Source organism: Alloactinosynnema sp. L-07, assembly GCF_900070365.1.
Classification (GTDB): Bacteria; Actinomycetota; Actinomycetes; order Mycobacteriales; family Pseudonocardiaceae; genus Actinokineospora.
The window spans coordinates 7,049,686-7,065,963 of the sequence record NZ_LN850107.1 but is presented as its reverse complement, the minus strand read 5'-3'; the positions used below and the strand labels follow the sequence as shown (position 1 = coordinate 7,065,963).

Genomic DNA, 16,278 nt, shown 5'->3' with positions numbered 1-16,278 from the left:
CATGGCAACCCTGCCCGACCTCCCGGTGCGCGCCGCGCTGGCCGAGATCGCCCGGACGGTGATCGACCACGGCACGGCGGTGCTCGTGGCGCCGCCGGGCACCGGCAAGACGACGCTGGTGCCGCCTGCGCTGGCGGAGTTCGGCAAAGTCGTGGTCGCCGAGCCGCGCAGGCTGGCCGCCCGCGCCGCCGCCGCGCGGATGGCCGCGCTGCTGGGTGAGCCTGTCGGCAAGACCGTCGGCTACGCGGTGCGCGGCGACCGGAAAGTGTCGAAGGACACCCGGATCGAGGTGGTCACCTCTGGGCTCCTGGTGCGCCGCCTGCAATCGGACCCCGAGCTGTCCGGTGTGGACACCGTGCTGCTCGACGAGTGCCACGAGCGCCACCTCGACGCCGACCTGCTGCTGGCCATGCTCCTCGACGCCCGCGACGGGCTGCGGCCGGACCTGCGGCTGCTGGCCACCTCCGCCACCGTCGCCGAGGCCCGGCTCGCCGCCCTGCTCGGTGACGCGCCGGTGATCCGGGTCGACGCACGCACCTTCCCGGTCGACACCCGTTATCTGCCGCCGCTGCGCGGGGAGCGGATCGAGGCGTGCGCGGCGCGGGCGACCAGGGCCGCACTGTCCGAAGGGGACGGTGACGTGCTGGTGTTCCTGCCCGGCGCGGCCGAGATCCGCCGGGTCGCGGCCGCGCTGTCCGACCTCGACGCCGACGTGCTTCCGTTGCACGGCAGGCTGGCCAACGCCGAGCAGGACGCCGCCCTGACCCCGGGCCCGCGCAGGCGGGTGGTGCTGTCCACGGCCGTCGCCGAGTCGAGCCTGACCGTGCCGGGCGTGCGCGCCGTGGTCGACGCCGGCCAGTCCCGAGTGTCGCGTGTGGACCATCGACGCGGGTTGGCAGGCCTGGTCACCGTCCGGGTGTCGGCGGCGGTGGCCGACCAGCGCGCGGGCCGCGCGGGGCGGGAGGCGCCGGGTCGGGTCTACCGCTGCTGGCCCGAGCACGAGCACGCCACCCTCCCCCGCTACCCCGAGCCGGAGATCCGCACCGCCGACCTGACCCGCCTGGCGCTGGAGCTGGCCTGCTGGGGCACCCCGGACGGCGGCGCCCTGCGCTGGTGGGACGCGCCGCCCGCGGGCCCGCTCGCCGCGGGCCAGCAGACCCTGCGCGCCCTCGGCGCCCTCGACGGCGACACAGTGACCGAGCGCGGCACCGCCATCGCCCGCCTCGGCCTGCACCCGCGCATCGCCCGCGCCCTGCTCGACGGCGCCGCCAAGGTGGGTCCGCGGGCCGCCGCCGAGGTCGTCGCGGTGCTGGACGACGACACGCTGGTCGACACCGCGGACCTGGACAGCGGCCTGCGGGCGCTGCGGTCTGGCACGCCGAAGTCCGCGCGGTGGCGCAGGGAGGTCGGCAGACTCGCCCGGCTGGTCGAGCCGACGACCCAGGCAGGCCGACGGCCGGACGCACCGAGCGCACGGCCTCCAGGACCCGAGGGACGAACGCGGGTGCAGGTTTCCGCGCTGAAGGACAAGGGCGGCGAACCGCGGGCGCGCACCGCCTCAGCACAGACCACAGCCTCCGCCGAACAAGACATGGCAGACAGCGACCATGGGGCACGCACCTCCTCCACACAAGCCGCCGCCGAGCAAGGCAAGGCAGACGGCGACCAGCAGACACGCACCACCGCCATACAAACCACAGCCACCGCCGAATACGGCCGAGCAGACGACGAACAGCAGGCACGCACCACGGCCACACAAACCACAGCCACCGCCGAATACGGCCGAGCAGACGACGAACAGCAGGCGCGCACCACCGCCACACAAACCACAGCCACCGCCGAATACGGCCGAGCAGACGACGAACAGCAGGCACGCACCACGGCCACACAAACCACAGCCACAGCCACCGCCAAACAAGTCCAGGGAGACAGCGAACAGCGGGCACGCACCGCGTCCCCCCAACCCGCCGCCTCCGTCGAACAAGAGCGGGCGGTCGGCGAATCGTCGGGCACCCAGAACTGGGGTCGGGCCGACCCTGCCCTGATCACCGCGCTGGCCCATCCAGAACGCCTCGCCCGCAGACGCGGCAAGGGCTCGCGGATCTACCTGCTCGCGGGCGGCACCGCCGTCGAGCTGCCGCCCGGCAGCGGCCTGGGCGATCCCGAGTGGCTGGCCGTCGCGGTCGCCGACCGGGCCCCGGGTCACGCCCACGGGCGGGTCCGGCTGGCCGCGCGCGCCGATGAGGAGTTGGCCGTCGCGGCGGCTCCGGCGTTGGTCAGCACGGTCGACGAGGTGGTGTGGGCCGATGGTGACGTGCGGGCCCGCCGGGTCCGCAGGCTGGGAGCGATCGGCCTGCACGAGCGTCCGCTGGCGAACCCGCCCGCCGACGCCGTCCGGCAGGCCCTGCGCGACGGCCTGCGCAAACACGGCCTGACCCTGGTCACCTTCAGCGACGGCGCCCGGTCGCTGCGGGCCCGTCTGGACCTGCTGCACCGCGTCCTGGGCGACCCGTGGCCCGCGGTGGACGACGACGCCCTCCTGGCCGCCGCCGACACCTGGCTCGGCACCGCCCGCTCCCGCGCCGACCTCGGCCGCCTCAACCTGACCGACGCGCTGCGCGCGCTGCTGCCGTGGCCCGCCGCGGCGCGGTTGGACGAGTTGGTCCCCGAGCGGATCGAAGTACCGTCCGGTTCACGCGTTCGGGTGGATTACACGGGCGACAGTCCCGCGCTGCCGGTGAAGGTGCAGGAGGTGTTCGGCTGGACCGAGAGCCCGACCGTCGTCGACGGCCGCGTGCCCGTTGTGCTGCACCTGCTGTCCCCCGCCGGGCGGCCGACCGCGGTCACCGGCGACCTCAAGAGCTTCTGGACCACCGGCTATCCCCAGGTCCGCGCCGACCTGCGCGGCCGCTACCCCCGGCACCGCTGGCCGGAGGACCCCACGACCGCCCTGCCCACCCGGCACACCATCCAGCGGAAGGACTCCCGATGATCCGTCCGGGCACCCCGGCCGACGCCGACACCTTGCTCGCCTTCTTCGACGACGCCGTCGCCTGGATGGTCACCCGCGGGCAGTCCGGCCAGTGGGGCAGCGAACCGTTGTCGACCGTGCCCGCGAAGGTCGACCGGGTGCGCGGGATGGCCGAGAGCCCCGGCCTGTGGATCAGCGAGGTGGACGGCCAGGGCGTGTCCTGTGGATCATGGTGGGTGGTATCCGTGATCCGCTTGGTTCCTGGGCGCGCCGCGGGGACGGTCGCGTACTGGTTGTCCGTGGCCGTTCCCGCGGCGCGGCCAGGGGCCAAGCGGGCGCGGATAGCGCCCGCCATGATCCGCAGGACATGCCCTAGCCTGCGGGCGCCTTGATGATCAGCCCGGCGCCGGAGTGGATCCCGCCGGTCGATGAGCAAGAGAACTACGTCCGCTTGCTCATCACGTCACGGACGTTCACCGGCCGCGGCGTCGGCGCGGCCCTGCTGGACTTCGCCAGGGAGCGGACCAGGGCCGCGGGCATCGGCCTGCTGCGGGTCGACTGCTGGGCGGGCGCCGAGGGCGAACTCGTCGCCTACTACGTCCGCAACGGCTTCACCCCGACCGACACCTTCGTGGTCGACGGCACCTGGCACGGACAGGTATTGGAACAACGCCTCACCTGATCGAATGTCTCGATCGGAGGCATGCCGGCAGGTGTGACGCGAACGCTGTTCCGCCTCGCGGTGCTGGTCAAGGCCCTCGATGGCGGCCTGCAGGTGCTGGGCGCGCCAGCGGCAGCGCGCGGCAACCCGTCCAGGTTCCTTAGGCCCGGCTTCGTTGTCGGTGAGTGACCGTCCCGGTACGATCTGCTGCACGTGCAAATGCACGTGCATCCACGGCTGACCGGCCTGGACCACAAAGGGCGGCCTCCTGCTGGAACAGGAGACCGCCTCGGGCGCGGAGCCGCACGACAGGTGGATACCAAGGAAGTGAGGTCGTCCGCAGACATGACGATAGAAGATTCCGTCGCGTCGCGTGCGCCACGGATCACCAGGGGATCGCGATGACGCCCGATCCCGACAGCTGGCCGGGCCTGGCCTGGCGCCTCCTCATGGGCGCGTGGCGCCCGCTGGTCAAGGCGCTTGTCGTCCTCGCGGTGCTGGCGCTGATCGGCGTCGCGGTCATCGTGGTGGTCGACGGCAAGCTCGTGCTCGGCCCGATCGAACTGGAGCGCTGAGAGGTCGGGCCGGACCCCGGCCCGACCTCGGCTCAGTACGCGACCGTCGCGAGGACCGGATAGTGGTCGGACGGCTCACCTTGGCCGAAGCCCAGCGTGCGGACCGCGCCGACCGACGCCAGGGGCCTGCCCTTCGACGCCGTCGCACCGATGTAGTCCAGGACGTCGCGGTAGATCGCGCCGCCGTTGGCGCGGGCGATCGAGTTGGTGACGCCGTCGTAGGTGTGGGCTTGCACCGGGCTGCCCACGATCGGCCCGCCCACCGCGGCGGCGGCCTGCTGGACCTGATCGCGGCCCGAACCGTCCAGCCGCGACCGCCCGGCCCAGTACTCGACGTTGAGGTCGCCGCCGACGATCACCGGTTCGCTCGCGGGCGCGTACTTGTCCACCAGCACCCGGAGTTCGCCAAGCTGACCCATCCGCACCTCGTGCGACCTGGCGATGGAGAACGGCGACTGGTCGGCCTGCAGGTGTGTGCCCGCGACCCACACCGCGCGGCCGTTCTTGACCACGCGGACCAAGGCGGCGCCCTTATTGGAGTAGTAGTCGGCGGTCGGCCAGAACGAGTTGCGGTAAACCAACTGGTGCTTGGCCGTGACCGCGTACTTGCTTAGTACCGTCACCCCGCCGTTGACGACGGCCACGCTGTTCGAGCAGTTGCCGTTGACCGTCGTCCAGCCGGGTGATGTCGAGCAGTGCTGCCCGACCAGCGGGGTCTGCGCGGGCCAGCGGTCGGCCAGCCTGCCGCGCAGCGACTCGGCCTCCGCGCTGAACGCCTCGGACAGGATCACCACGTCGGCGTCGGCCGCGCGGATGGCCGCCTCGGCGTCCCTGGCGCGCTTCTCCTTGGCCGCGACGTCGCCGTCGGCGACGCGCGGCAGCTGGTAGATGTTGAACGCCAGCACCGAAACCGTCGTCGCGGGAGCGGCGTGAGCAGGCGTCGCGGCGGCAAGCAGGGCCGCCGCGACAAGCAGAATTCGTTTCACGTTCGCTATCTCATCAGCCCACGGTGAACGTGTTGGAGGTTCCGGTGAACGGTGAGATGGCGCCGGTCCAACCACTCTTCCAGTCGCCGTGGTGGACGACCCGGTAGCTGCCGGGCGGCGTGTCCGCCGGGATGGCCCAGGTGATCGTGGCCTCGGAGTTGGCGACGCCGACCCGCTCCCACCGGTAGCGGGTGGACCAGTCGCCGTCGTCGGCGACGCGGACCCACTGGCCCGCGACCTGGCGGTAGATCTCCAGGAACGTGCCGTTGCGGCGCAGGTTGTTCTTCGGGTGCCCGGTGACGAACTTGACGGTCACGGTCTGGCCGCGCTGGTAGGCCGCCGAGGGCTGGGTGAGCACCTGACCGAACTTCTGGGTCAGCGCCTTGTCGTCGAACACCACCCCGGTCTGCAGATTCAGGTCGGTGAACGGCGGCTTGCCCGGCGTCGGTCCCGCCGCGAGCGGAGTGCCCGTGCGCAGCGACTGGGCGAGCTTGGCGAACTCCTGCTGGTAGGCCGGGAGCGTGTTGCGGCCGAAGAGCGTGGAGCCGCCCTCGTACTGCTGCTTGTCGTACTCCTCCGGCGTGGTCACGTACTGGCTGTAGTCGTTGGCGTAGGCCTGGATCAGCACGTTCTCGATCGGCACACCAAGCTCGGCGGCGACGGTCCGGCGGACCCGCAGACCCGAGACGATGGTGACCTCGGCGGGCATCGCGACCAGGTGCAACTGCCCGAGCTTGACGATCTGCAGCGGCAGGACGTCCGGCGTGGCCTGGATGAGCCCGGTCGGCACCAGCGACGCCTTCGGGTACTGGCAGTCCTTGACCCACTGCGGCACCTCGACGTCGAGCGGCTCAAGCAGCTTCGCGATCGGCGAGGTCATGCCCTCGGTGAAGCCGGGGAGGGCCGGACCGTCCTCGACGCTGCCCGCCATGGTCGAGGCGCCGACGACGCCGGGACAGGTGCGCTTCGCGGTGCCGTCGGTGGTGTAGCGGCCCTCGACGTCCACAGTGGACATGTCGACGAACCGCATCCGATAGTCGACACCGCCGGTGATCGGGGTCTGCGGTCCATTGTAGACCTGCTGCGCCTTGGCGTTCTGCCGCTCGCCGACGATCCGGGTGTTCTCGAACTCGTCCTCGGTCGGACCGGAACCGGGCCGCAGGTTGAGGTTGGGCGACATGTCGCCCGCGTTGGTGTTCGGGAACGCCGCGACGAAGCCGTTCGGGTTGCTGTCCAGGTAGCGCACGCCCTTGTGGTCGTGCTCCCACTGATAGGCCGCGTATCCCTTGTTGTCCGGGCTGATGAGCGTGTTCTTGTTGGTCACCGACGTGTTGTGGGTGGCGAACCACGAGATCGAGCCGACGTCGGCCGCCCCCTGCCTGAAGCGCAGCACGGTCATGGCCGGGTCGATCGCGTTGGGGAAGTGCGCCTTGTCCGCGGCCGGGTTGGCCTCGAAGCCGACCCTGGACCGGTTGACGCTGGCGTCGGTCAGTTCGCCACGCCCCAACGTGATCGTGCCCGGCTTGAGGTTGACGTGGGCCTTTTCGACGGACTCGACGATGCCGTCGACGATGGCGTTGAAGGTCTGCTCCTGAAAGCCCAGAATCGCCAGGTTGTAGGCCAGGTTGTGCGAGTAGCCGCCGGGGCCGGAGTGCGTGTGCGTGGCCGAGAGCAGCACGTTCTCCTTGGTGTAGAGGGCGCCGTAGCGGGACTTCAGCTTAGCCAGCACGCTTTCCTGGACCGCCCGGAAGATCATCGCGAGATCGGCGTTGACGTAGGCGACCCGCTTGCCGTTGGCCTGGTCCACGACGATGAACGCGCGGGAGCGCAGGCGCTGGTGGATGCCGCTCGTCTTCTGGTCGAAGGCCGAGTAGCCCATCATCCCGTTCTCCGCCGCGGGCCCCGTGACATCGGAGATCCCCCGGCCCACGAGGTAGGTCGTCTGCGCGGCATGGGCGGTGGGCAGGAAGGCGACGAACGCCCCCGCCAGCCCGGCCACCAGGGTGGCGACGATCGCACGGCGAGTGGCCCGCATCAGCTACTCCAGGGTACGTGAATGGATTTCGCTTTTCTGGAACATACGTGACGCGGGCCACCCTTGGGAAGACCTAGTGCAGCACCGCGTTGATCCTTCGGGGTATCGGCGGATCCAGGTTTCCGCTGGGCGTGCGGCCGGAAGGCGACTTGTACTGGGTGGCCGTGCGTCCAGCGGGAAGCTGGGCCGTCGAGACCCCGAAGGATTAGCGCGGTGCTGCACTAGTGCTGAGACCACCGCCGACGGAACGTCGCCCACACGATGAACAGGGTCATGACGCCACCGTCCGGAAGATCTCGATCCGGTCCGGCCCCGGCAGCAGCGCCGGGTCCTCGCCCGGCAGCAGCTCCATCGAGCCGATCTTGCGCTGCCCCTCCTCCAGCGACTCGACCGACTCGGCCATGGTCAGCACGACCGCGCTGCGGCGCTGGGGCTGCCAGAGCACGAGCACCCGCGCGAAGCCGGGGTGGTCGTGCATCGCGGGCGCGATGCGGTCCCGGTTGGCCCGGTCCGCCGCGGCCTTGACCTCGGCGCTGAGCGGGCCGTCGAAGTGCAGGAAGGCGGCCACGCCCGCGGTGGGGGCCGCGCCGGTGTCGTCGGACTCGACCTCGTACCACTCGGCGGTCGGGTCCGACGCGGCCGCGGCCTGGGTGTCGAACAACGACAGCGTCAGCTCGTCGTCGCCCGCCAGCCTGCGATAGGTGTGGGTCTCGATGGCGCCTTCTGGCGCCTTGGCTGTGTGGATTCGCGCGTACATCGCGCTCACCTCCTCCGGGTCGCCACCGACTCTCGCCTCGCGCGGGGCGACGGGGATCCGGGGAAGTACGGAGTTCGACTACGTGAACCCGTTCTCCGCGGCCCACGCGGCGGCCTGGGCGCGGTTGGCCACGCCGAGTTTGCCGAGCACGTTGCTCACGTGCGTCTCGACGGTCCGCTCCGAGAGCACCAGGTTCTCGGCGATGGCGCGGTTGGGCGCGCCGACCGCGAGCAGCCTGAGCACCTCGCGCTCGCGGACGGTCAGCGGGACGGCGTCGTGCCGGGCCTGCCGGACCCGCCGCAGCACCGCGTCGGCCGCGGCCACCGTCGGCGCCATGCCGAGCCTGCGGGCGGTGACCGCGGCCTGGCCCGCGAGTTTGGCCGCGCGGGCGACCTCCGGTGCGCGGCCGTCGACGAGCACCTCGGCCAGCGCGACCTCGGCCTTGGCCCGAAACGGCAGCGCGCCGATGCGGGTGTCCATGCTGACCGCGTCCTCGAAGTGCCGGATCGCGGCGTCCCGGTCGCCGAGGGACACCGCCACGCGGCCGAGTTGGCGCGAGATCGACCCGACGCAGACCACGGTGCCCGCGCCCGCGGCCAGGTAGTACCCGGCCATCGGCAGCAGCTCCGCGTAGAGAGCGGCGGCGGTCTCGGCGTCGTCAAAGGCGCCCGCGAGGATCGCCGACGCGGCGACCGTCGGCAGCCATCGGCCGTCGCGCGGCAGCGTGGGCAGGATCGGCCGCAGTCGCTCGAACATCGCTCGGGCGTTGTCGATGTCACCGACATCGAGGAGGAAACGGCCCACGGTGGCGGCCACGACCGGCATCGCGGCGTGCTTGCTCAGCTGGAACACCCGGTCCGCGAATTCCGGACCTCGGCCCTGAAGCCTGCGCAGCTCCGACCGGAACGCCACGTCAAGCAGGATGGCGCCGAAGTCGCCGAGTTGTTCGGCCACCGCCAGCGCGTGGTCGGCCTCCGCCTCGGCCAGGTCGAACGCGCCGAGCAGCACGGCGCGCACGCCCGACAGGCGGTGGTGGTGCCAGTGCGCGATGAGCCAGCCGAGCCGGTCGGCGTAGAGCCTGAGGTGGGCGAGTTCGTCGTCGAGCACCGCGATCGTGCCCAACTGCAGGGCCGCGTCGATCCGCCAGACCCTGGCCCACAGCTCACTGTCCGGCGGCGCGGCCGACCCCAGGTCGAGCAGGCGCCGCGCCAGGTCCAGCCGCTCGGCCACCCACCACGGCCCACCCAGGACCTGTTGGCGGGCGCGCAGCGCGTCGGCGATGGCCAGTGGATCCCCGGTCCGCTCAGCCAAGGCGAGCGCGGCGCGGCTGGGCTCCTCGGCCTGATCCGAGTGCACGACCTGGATCAGCGCCAGCGCGCGCTGGGCGAGCACCCTGGCCCGACCCGCGTCGTCCTCGACGACCGCCAAAGCCTTGTCGCACAACGGGATCAACCGATCGCTGACGGCATCGATCCCGCGTACGGTCAGCGCGGCCCGCACGAGTTGATCCGGCGACGGGTCGAGCGAGGCGGCCAACTCGCACCGCCGCAGCGCCTGCTCGGCCCGCCCGGCGCGGTAGTGCAGGTCGGCCGCCTCCAGCAGCAAGTCGACATCCGGCTCGCGCAGCACGCCATGGGCGGCGTCGATCACCTCGGCGGCGCGGTCGTAAGCCAAGCGGGACACCGCCTTCGCCGCCGCCGTCCGGCACGCGCGCACCGCGGCGGCCCGGCTCGCGCCGTCGGTGACCGACCGCAGGCGGTGGGTCACCGACTCGCCCGCCAGCACACCGGACTCGATCGCCTCGGCCAGTTCGCGGTGCAGGCGCACGCGGTCGGCGGCGGATACCCCGTCGTAGACCGCGTCGCGGACCAGCGCGTGCCCGAAGGTGACGCGGTCGCCGCAGCGCAGCAGGCCCGGCGCGGCCTCCGCCCGCCGCAGCACCGACTCCACCGGTGCGTCGACCAGGACCGCGACCTCGTCGGGCGCGCTGTCGACGCCGATCACGGAGCACGCCGTGACGAGCTCGCGCACCTCTGGCGGCAGGACGTCGAGTTGGGCGGCGACGATGCCGCGCAGGTGCTCGGGTACCCCGTGCGGCCACTCGCCGGACGCGGGCGCCGGGCTGGTGCCGTCGGCGGCGAGCAGAGCGGCCAGCAACTCGCCGACGAACAGCGGGATCCCGCCGGACACCCGGTGCAGGACCGGCACCCACGACGCGTCGACCCGCCCGGCCACGAACGCGGCGACCTCGGCGGGCGTCCACGGCCCCGGTGCGAGCACCTCGGTCGCCGGGTCGCGTCGCAGGTGGGCCACCGCGGTGCGCAGCGCCTGGGGCTGCTCGTCGTCGCGGTAGGTCGCGACCACCAGCAAGCCCGGCCTGCCGACGGCGAGCCGCAGCAGGGTCAGCGTCGACTCGTCGGCCCAGTGCAGGTCCTCCAGCACCACCGTGCCCGACAGCTCACGCAGCAGCAGGTCGTAAGCCCGCAGCCGGTGAGCCGCCGACAGCTGCGGGCTCACGTCGTCGGCGCCGTCAAGGTCCAGCCGCGCGGCCAGAGCGGGCCGGTCGCCCAGCGCCTGCCACCACGGCCACAGCGCGGGGGCACCCTCGTCGGGCACGCAGTTTCCCCGAGCCACCCGTAACCCGCACTCGGCCGACCGGGCGACCACGTGCTCGACCAAACGGGTCTTCCCGATCCCGGCTCGGCCCACGATGAGCAGCACCGCGCCACGCCCGGACGCGGCCGCGTCGACCGCCGCGTTCAGCCTGGTCAGCTCACCGTCGCGACCGATCAGCACCGACATGCCCGTGATTGTGGTCCTCACTTTCGGTCGCGCGAAAGGGCGGTGACGCTCCGGTGTGTCACCGAGGCAAAGACCTACCCAATCGGACGGTAACGGGTTAATTACCGTTGGCGACCCTTTAGGTGGGTCGACCCACCCACCTATCGGTGCGAAAGGAAGGGATTCGGTCACCATGCGTCATCGAAGACCCCATCGGGTGCTAGCCGCTCTCGCGAGTGCGGCGGTGGTCATCCCGCTCGTCGCGGTTCCCGCGGTCGCCGCCCCTGTCGCGGGCCTGAACGTCCTCTACACCACCGACGCCGACTTCGACCAGGGCGCGCTGCAGGACGTCAACCACGACGCCCCGAACAACAACCAGCTCCAGCTCAACCGGACCAGCACGTTCTTCCCGTACGTCAACGTCGCCGCCTCCGCGCGCGGCACGATGATCCGGATCGACGTCAACACCGGCCAGATCGTCGGCGAGTGGCTCTCCGCTCCCGACGGCCGCGGCCGCAACCCGTCGCGGACCACTGTGGACAAACTCGGCAACACCTGGTTCTCCAACCGCAACGAGTCCCAGGGCGGCAAGGGCTCGGTCACCCGGGTCGGCGTGATCGTCGGCGGCAGCCGGGTCGACGGCGCGGGCAACCCCGACGCGGGCGGCGACTACCTCGTCGGCCCGTTCGCCTACAACACCTGCCAGGACCGCGACAACGACGGCAGGTTCGCCACCACCCGCGGCCTCGGCGACATCCGGGCGTGGACCAACGCGGGCGGCGCGGACAACAACGGCGGCGTCACCACCGCCGCCGACGAATGCGTGATCAACTACACCCGCGTCACCGGGACCAACACCCGCACCGTCGCCGTCGACGCGATGAACAACCTGTGGACCGGCGGCGCCGACAACGACCACGAGAAGGTCGACGGCGGCACCGGCCAGCCCGTGGCGGGCACGCAGATCAACTTCGGCTGCGGCGGCTACGGCGGCCTCATCGACAAGGCTGGCACGCTCTGGTCGGCCCGGTACGGCGCCAACCTGCTGCGCTATGTGCCGTCGACCAACTCCGGCGCGTGCCTCAACACCAGCCACGGCGACTACGGCCTAGGCATGGACCCGGTGACCGGCGAGATCTGGCACACCCACGTCAGCGGCAACCGGGTGGTCAAGCTCGCGCCGGACGGCACCGTGCTCGGCTCGTTCCCGCACGGCAACGCCAACGCCCAGGGCGTCGCGGTCGACGCCGGCGGCAACGTGTGGGTCGCGCACGCGCTGTTCGGTGCCACCACGATCGGGCACCTGCGCACCGACGGCACCTACGTCGGCAACGTGACGCTGCCCGGCGGCAACGGCCCGACCGGCGTGGCCATCGACACCAACGGCAAGGTCTGGGTCGCCAACATCAACTCCAACAATGTCCAGCGGATCGACCCGGCCGCGGGCGGCATCGGCGGCGGCGGCTACCCGATCGGCGCGGTCGACCTGACCGTCGACCTCGGCGCGGGCGCCGGGCCGTACAACTACAGCGACATGACCGGGTCCGTGCTCGGCGAGATCACCGCGCCGGTCGGCACGTGGTCGGTCGTGCAGGACGGCGGCGTCCCGGGCCAGACGTGGGGCAAGGTCACCTGGAACACCGAGGCCCAGGGCTCGGTGCCCGCGGGGACCTCGATCACCGTCGAGGCCAGGACCTCCGACACCGAGGCGGGGCTGGCGGGCGAGGTGTTCGTCCCGGTCGGCAACGCCAGTACGTTCGCGCTGACCGGCCGCTACATCGAGGTCCGGGCGACCCTGCGGGCCAACGCGGCGGGCGACAGTCCGGTGCTGTCGGACCTGCGGATCCAGACCTCGCAGCGGACCGGCGTGTTCTCCTGCCGGGCGCGGGCGCTCGACGTCGCCGGGATCATCGTCGCCGAGGCCAACCCGCCGGACGTGCCGTGCGTCGACGACAGCGAGACCGTGGCCAACGTCAACCTGAACGCGGGCATCCTCAACGTCCGGGCCACCGCGGTGCACGGCAGCACCAACCTGACGCCGGACAACCAGCTCCAACCGCCGATGGTGAACGACACCGCGGCCGCCCACGCCAAGGTGGACTCGACGAAGATCGGCAGCCTGCTGGTCTCCATCGAGCTCGGCGTGATCACCTCCGACGCGGCGGTGACCTGCGTGGCCGGACCGTCCGGGCTCTATCCGCAGTTCAGCGGCTCGTCGCACATCGCCAGCCTGAAGATCAACGGGGTGTCGGTCACGGTGGGCAGCGCCCCGCTGACGATCCCGCTGGTGATCGGCTCGCTGAAGCTGAACAGCACGGTGGTCAGCGGCAACACGGTGACCCAGCGCGCGGTTGTGCTCGACACGGCCCTCGCCGACGTGGTCATCGCCGAGTCGAAGGCCAACTTCGAGGGCAAGCCGGAGAGTCCTGGCGGGAACCCCTGCCAGGTCTGAGGCCCTGAAAAGCCCTGACAGGAACCCCTGCCAGGTATGACCGAACGCCGATGGGCGCCCGCTTGACCAGCGGGCGCCCGTCGGACCACGCGTGGTTTGTCGCCGGACCTGGTTCGATGGGGTCCACCCGACAAGGAGGCCACCGATGCCGCGCCTGGTGATCCTGCGACACGCGAAGTCCGCCTGGCCGGATGGGGTGCCCGACTACCGTCGGCCGCTGGCCGATCGCGGACGCGGCGAGGCACCCGCGGTGGGCCGGTGGCTGGCCAAGCACGTGCCCGACATCGACGTCGCCCTGGTCTCCCCCGCCACCCGGACCCGGCAGACCTGGGAACTGGTAGCCGCCGAACTGCACCGAGCGCCGAAGGCACGGTTCGAGGAACAGCTCTACGGCGAGGGCGCCGACGCGATCCTGGCCCTGCTGCGGTCGCTGGACGCGGCGGAGACGGTGCTGGTCGTCGGGCACAACCCCGACCTCGAACTGCTCATCGCCGCCCTGACCGGCGAGCAGCCGATCCTCAAGACCTCGACCCTGTCGGTGCTCGACTGCGCCGCCGGGTTCAAGTCCGGGAAAGTCGTGCGGACGGAGAAGATCCGGCCATGAGAAAGGGCACCCCGCGGGTGAACCGCTCCCCGGAAGTTGGACTGCGTAAGTAAAGGTTAGGGCGCGAGGGCCTGGGCTCGGTATTCGACCGGGCTCAGGCCCTTCAGCGTGGTGGAGATGCGGGTGTTGTTGTACCAGTCGAGGTACTCGTCCAGGGCTGTGGTGAACTCCTCGACGGTGCCGAACGTGTCATGGTTGAACATTTCCTCCTTGAGGTGGCCGAAGAAGTTCTCGGCGAGTGAGTTGTCCAGGCAGTTGGCTCGCCGGGACATCGACTGCGGCAGACCCGCGTCGGCCAGCAGCGCGCGCCAGGAGGCGTGTTGGTACTGGAAGCCCTGGTCGGAGTGCACCAGCGGTGTGGCCCCGGCGTTCAGGGTGGCGATGGCCTCGCGCAGCGAGGAGTTCGTCAGTTCCAGCGACGGGGACGGGCCGTGGGTGTAGGCGATGACGGATCGGTCGAACAGGTCGATCACCGGTGACAGGTAGATCTTGCGGTCCGCGATGCGGAACTCGGTGACGTCGGTGACCCACTTCGTGTCGGGGGCCTGGGCGCTGAACTGGCGGTTCAGCACGTTCTCGGCGACCGTGCCTGCCTGCCCGAGCCAGGACCGATACCGCCGCGGCCGCCGCACCTTGCAGACCAGGCCCAGGGTGTTCATCAGCTTGAGCACGGTCTTCTTGGCCACCCGCCGGCCCTGGCGGGCCAGCACGAGGTGAATCCGCCGATGCCCGTATCGGCCACGAGCCTGCTCGAACGCCTCGGTGATCGCGGCCTTGAGACCCGCGTGCGGATCGGGGCGCGACAGCCGGGCCTGCTGGTAGAAGAACGTCGACCGGGCCACACCGGCGACCTCCAGCAGCACCGGCAGCGGATAGTCGGCCTTGAGAGTGGCGATGACCTGGGTTTTCACCCTCGCCCCTGCTCCCTCAAGGCCCGCAATTTTTTTAGGTAGGCCACCTCCGCGGACAGCCGCAGGTTCTCCCGCCGCAACCGCTCCAGCTCGCTTGGCGCCGGCGCGGGCGATCGCGTGTCACCGGCGGGCGGCCGCCCTTTCGGCTTGGGCCGCAACGCTTCGGCGCCCTCACGCCGATACAGCCGCACCCAGTTCTCGACCAGCTTGGGCGAGGACAGGTCATGCTCGCGCGCGAGCTCGATCGCGGTCGCCTCACCGCTGACGAACCGCCGCACCACATCGAGCTTGAACTCGAACGTGAACGACCGCTTGCCCGGCACCATCACCAGCGCCCCCGCGCCTCGCAGCCTCCAACGATCATGCAAGCGTCCCACCGCGTCCGGGGACACACCCAGCCGGGTCGCGACCGCGCCTCTGCCATACCCGGCCTCGAACAACGCGACAGCAGCCTCCCGCTGCCGCTCCGACAACGAACTACCTGGATACACCAAACCGCTCCCCGGAAGACGGAACTGGATTACCAGTCCAACTTCCGGGGAGCAGTTCAGGGTGCCCTTTTCCCAGCTCAGCTCTTGGCCAGCAGCGCGTCGAGCTTCTCGTAGCCCTCGTTGACGCCCACGTCCATGCCGCTGGCCAGCATGGCCTCGCGGGCCTCCATGGTGTCCACGACCGCCAGGGACGTGACGCGGGTGCGGCCGTCGCCGAGGTCGGTGAAGGTGATGGTCTCCAGGCTGACACCGTCGGGGAAGCCGACGTAGGTGAAGGTCTGCACGATCCGCTCGTTCTCCCGGGCCTCGTGGAACGACCCGTAGAAGGCGGCGACCTCCTCGCCGTCGCGCCACGCGGTGTAGCGGTAGCTGCCGCCGGTGCGGGCGTCCCACTCCTCGATCCGCACCTCGATGCTCTTCGGGCCGAGCCACTGGGTGACCAGCTCGGGGTCGGTGAAGGCTCGGTAGACCGGGTCGCGCGGGGCGTCGAACTCGCGGGTGATGGTGATCGTCGGCAGGTTCGGGTCGGCTTCGATGCGGGTCTCGTTCTTCGTGGTCGCGCTCATGATGCTGCTCCTTCGTCGTTCTCCATGGCCGCCAGCAGGGCGTCGAGGCGCTCGTAGCGCTCCTGCGCCTGGCGGCGGTAGCGGTCCACCCAAGAGGTCATCAGGTCGAACACCTCGGCTTCGAGGTGGCACGGCCTGCGCTGCGCGTCGCGGCTGCGGCTGACCAGCCCGGCGTCCTCCAGCACCTTGATGTGCTTGGACACCGCCTGCACCGACACCGCATACGGCTCGGCGAGCTGGCCGACGGTCGCGTCGCCGAGCGAGAGACGGGCCACGATGTCCCGGCGCGTCGGGTCCGCGAGGGCCGCGAACACCCGGGAGAGCCGGTCGTCGTCCACTTCTCACTCCTTCTTCAACCACTTGGTTGATAAAGACGCTACGCCCGGCCCCGAGCGTTGTCAACCATCTGGTTGAAGAAGCCTGGGTTTGTCACGCGGCAACAGGAACCGCGGCGGTTCGGCTCTGGATCAGCGGATTTTGGCCTCCCG

The 16,278-nt window shown here is 71.1% G+C and carries 15 protein-coding genes and 1 pseudogene; 7 read left to right on the top strand and 9 right to left on the bottom strand.

The features are described from left to right. The first annotated feature begins 1 nt into the window (after position 1). The 5 genes from BN1701_RS32385 (at position 2) to BN1701_RS36215 (ending at position 4,207) form a co-directional block, all read left to right on the top strand. Positions 2-2,992, top strand: a complete 2,991-nt coding sequence (locus BN1701_RS32385; protein WP_054056317.1) for an ATP-dependent RNA helicase — start codon at positions 2-4, stop codon at positions 2,990-2,992. After that, positions 2,989-3,363: a hypothetical protein gene (locus tag BN1701_RS32380; RefSeq protein ID WP_054055147.1), complete on the top strand. Its 375-nt coding sequence runs from the start codon at positions 2,989-2,991 to the stop codon at positions 3,361-3,363. Before BN1701_RS32385 ends, BN1701_RS32380 begins: the two co-directional genes overlap by 4 nt. Continuing rightward, entirely contained in the window at positions 3,363-3,653 is a 291-nt protein-coding gene (locus BN1701_RS32375) for an N-acetyltransferase (protein WP_054055145.1), read from the top strand. The genes BN1701_RS32380 and BN1701_RS32375 overlap by 1 nt, the downstream gene beginning before the upstream one ends. A gap of 33 nt (positions 3,654-3,686) precedes the next feature. Beyond that, complete coding sequence (locus BN1701_RS37960) at positions 3,687-3,821, top strand: hypothetical protein (protein WP_255364668.1); 135 nt, start codon at positions 3,687-3,689, stop codon at positions 3,819-3,821. Positions 3,822-4,033: 212 nt separating this feature from the next. After that, complete coding sequence (locus BN1701_RS36215; RefSeq protein ID WP_157368340.1) at positions 4,034-4,207, top strand: hypothetical protein; 174 nt, start codon at positions 4,034-4,036, stop codon at positions 4,205-4,207. A gap of 32 nt (positions 4,208-4,239) precedes the next feature. On the opposite strand, the gene BN1701_RS32370 is transcribed toward BN1701_RS36215, so the two are convergent. From BN1701_RS32370 to BN1701_RS32355, 4 genes are all read right to left on the bottom strand, one after another. Beyond that, entirely contained in the window at positions 4,240-5,193 is a 954-nt protein-coding gene (locus BN1701_RS32370) for a sphingomyelin phosphodiesterase (RefSeq protein ID WP_054055144.1), read from the bottom strand. 13 nt (positions 5,194-5,206) lie between these two features. Then, positions 5,207-7,228 carry a neutral/alkaline ceramidase gene (locus tag BN1701_RS32365; RefSeq protein ID WP_054055141.1) on the bottom strand — a complete coding sequence of 674 codons (2,022 nt, stop codon included), beginning with the start codon at positions 7,226-7,228 and terminating at the stop codon, positions 5,207-5,209. A gap of 271 nt (positions 7,229-7,499) precedes the next feature. Then, entirely contained in the window at positions 7,500-7,985 is a 486-nt protein-coding gene (locus tag BN1701_RS34955; RefSeq protein ID WP_054055139.1) for a hypothetical protein, read from the bottom strand. Positions 7,986-8,063: 78 nt separating this feature from the next. Continuing rightward, positions 8,064-10,787 (bottom strand): AAA family ATPase, encoded by a 2,724-nt coding sequence (locus tag BN1701_RS32355; RefSeq protein ID WP_054055137.1) that lies wholly within the window; start codon positions 10,785-10,787, stop codon positions 8,064-8,066. 196 nt (positions 10,788-10,983) lie between these two features. Here BN1701_RS32355 and BN1701_RS32350 point away from each other — a divergent pair, with 196 nt between their 5' ends. Together BN1701_RS32350 and BN1701_RS32345 are read left to right on the top strand one after the other, a co-directional pair. Next, complete coding sequence (locus BN1701_RS32350; protein WP_197672163.1) at positions 10,984-13,218, top strand: hypothetical protein; 2,235 nt, start codon at positions 10,984-10,986, stop codon at positions 13,216-13,218. A gap of 145 nt (positions 13,219-13,363) precedes the next feature. Continuing rightward, positions 13,364-13,822 carry a histidine phosphatase family protein gene (locus tag BN1701_RS32345; protein ID WP_054055135.1) on the top strand — a complete coding sequence of 153 codons (459 nt, stop codon included), beginning with the start codon at positions 13,364-13,366 and terminating at the stop codon, positions 13,820-13,822. A 56-nt stretch (positions 13,823-13,878) separates the two neighbouring features. Here BN1701_RS32345 and BN1701_RS36210 read toward each other — a convergent pair whose 3' ends face one another. From BN1701_RS36210 to BN1701_RS32325, 5 genes and pseudogenes are all read right to left on the bottom strand, one after another. After that, a complete protein-coding gene (locus BN1701_RS36210; RefSeq protein WP_054048734.1) occupies positions 13,879-14,733 on the bottom strand; it encodes an IS3 family transposase in 855 nt (284 codons plus the stop codon). Beyond that, positions 14,730-15,101, bottom strand: a complete 372-nt coding sequence (locus tag BN1701_RS37715; protein WP_231949588.1) for a helix-turn-helix domain-containing protein — start codon at positions 15,099-15,101, stop codon at positions 14,730-14,732. Before BN1701_RS37715 ends, BN1701_RS36210 begins: the two co-directional genes overlap by 4 nt. 24 nt (positions 15,102-15,125) lie before the next feature. After that, positions 15,126-15,224, bottom strand: a pseudogene (locus tag BN1701_RS38395) (hypothetical protein); the annotation flags it as partial. Positions 15,225-15,301: 77 nt separating this feature from the next. Beyond that, positions 15,302-15,790: an SRPBCC family protein gene (locus BN1701_RS32330; RefSeq protein ID WP_054055133.1), complete on the bottom strand. Its 489-nt coding sequence runs from the start codon at positions 15,788-15,790 to the stop codon at positions 15,302-15,304. After that, complete coding sequence (locus tag BN1701_RS32325; protein ID WP_054055131.1) at positions 15,787-16,128, bottom strand: helix-turn-helix transcriptional regulator; 342 nt, start codon at positions 16,126-16,128, stop codon at positions 15,787-15,789. The genes BN1701_RS32330 and BN1701_RS32325 overlap by 4 nt, the downstream gene beginning before the upstream one ends. Positions 16,129-16,278 lie beyond the last annotated feature (150 nt).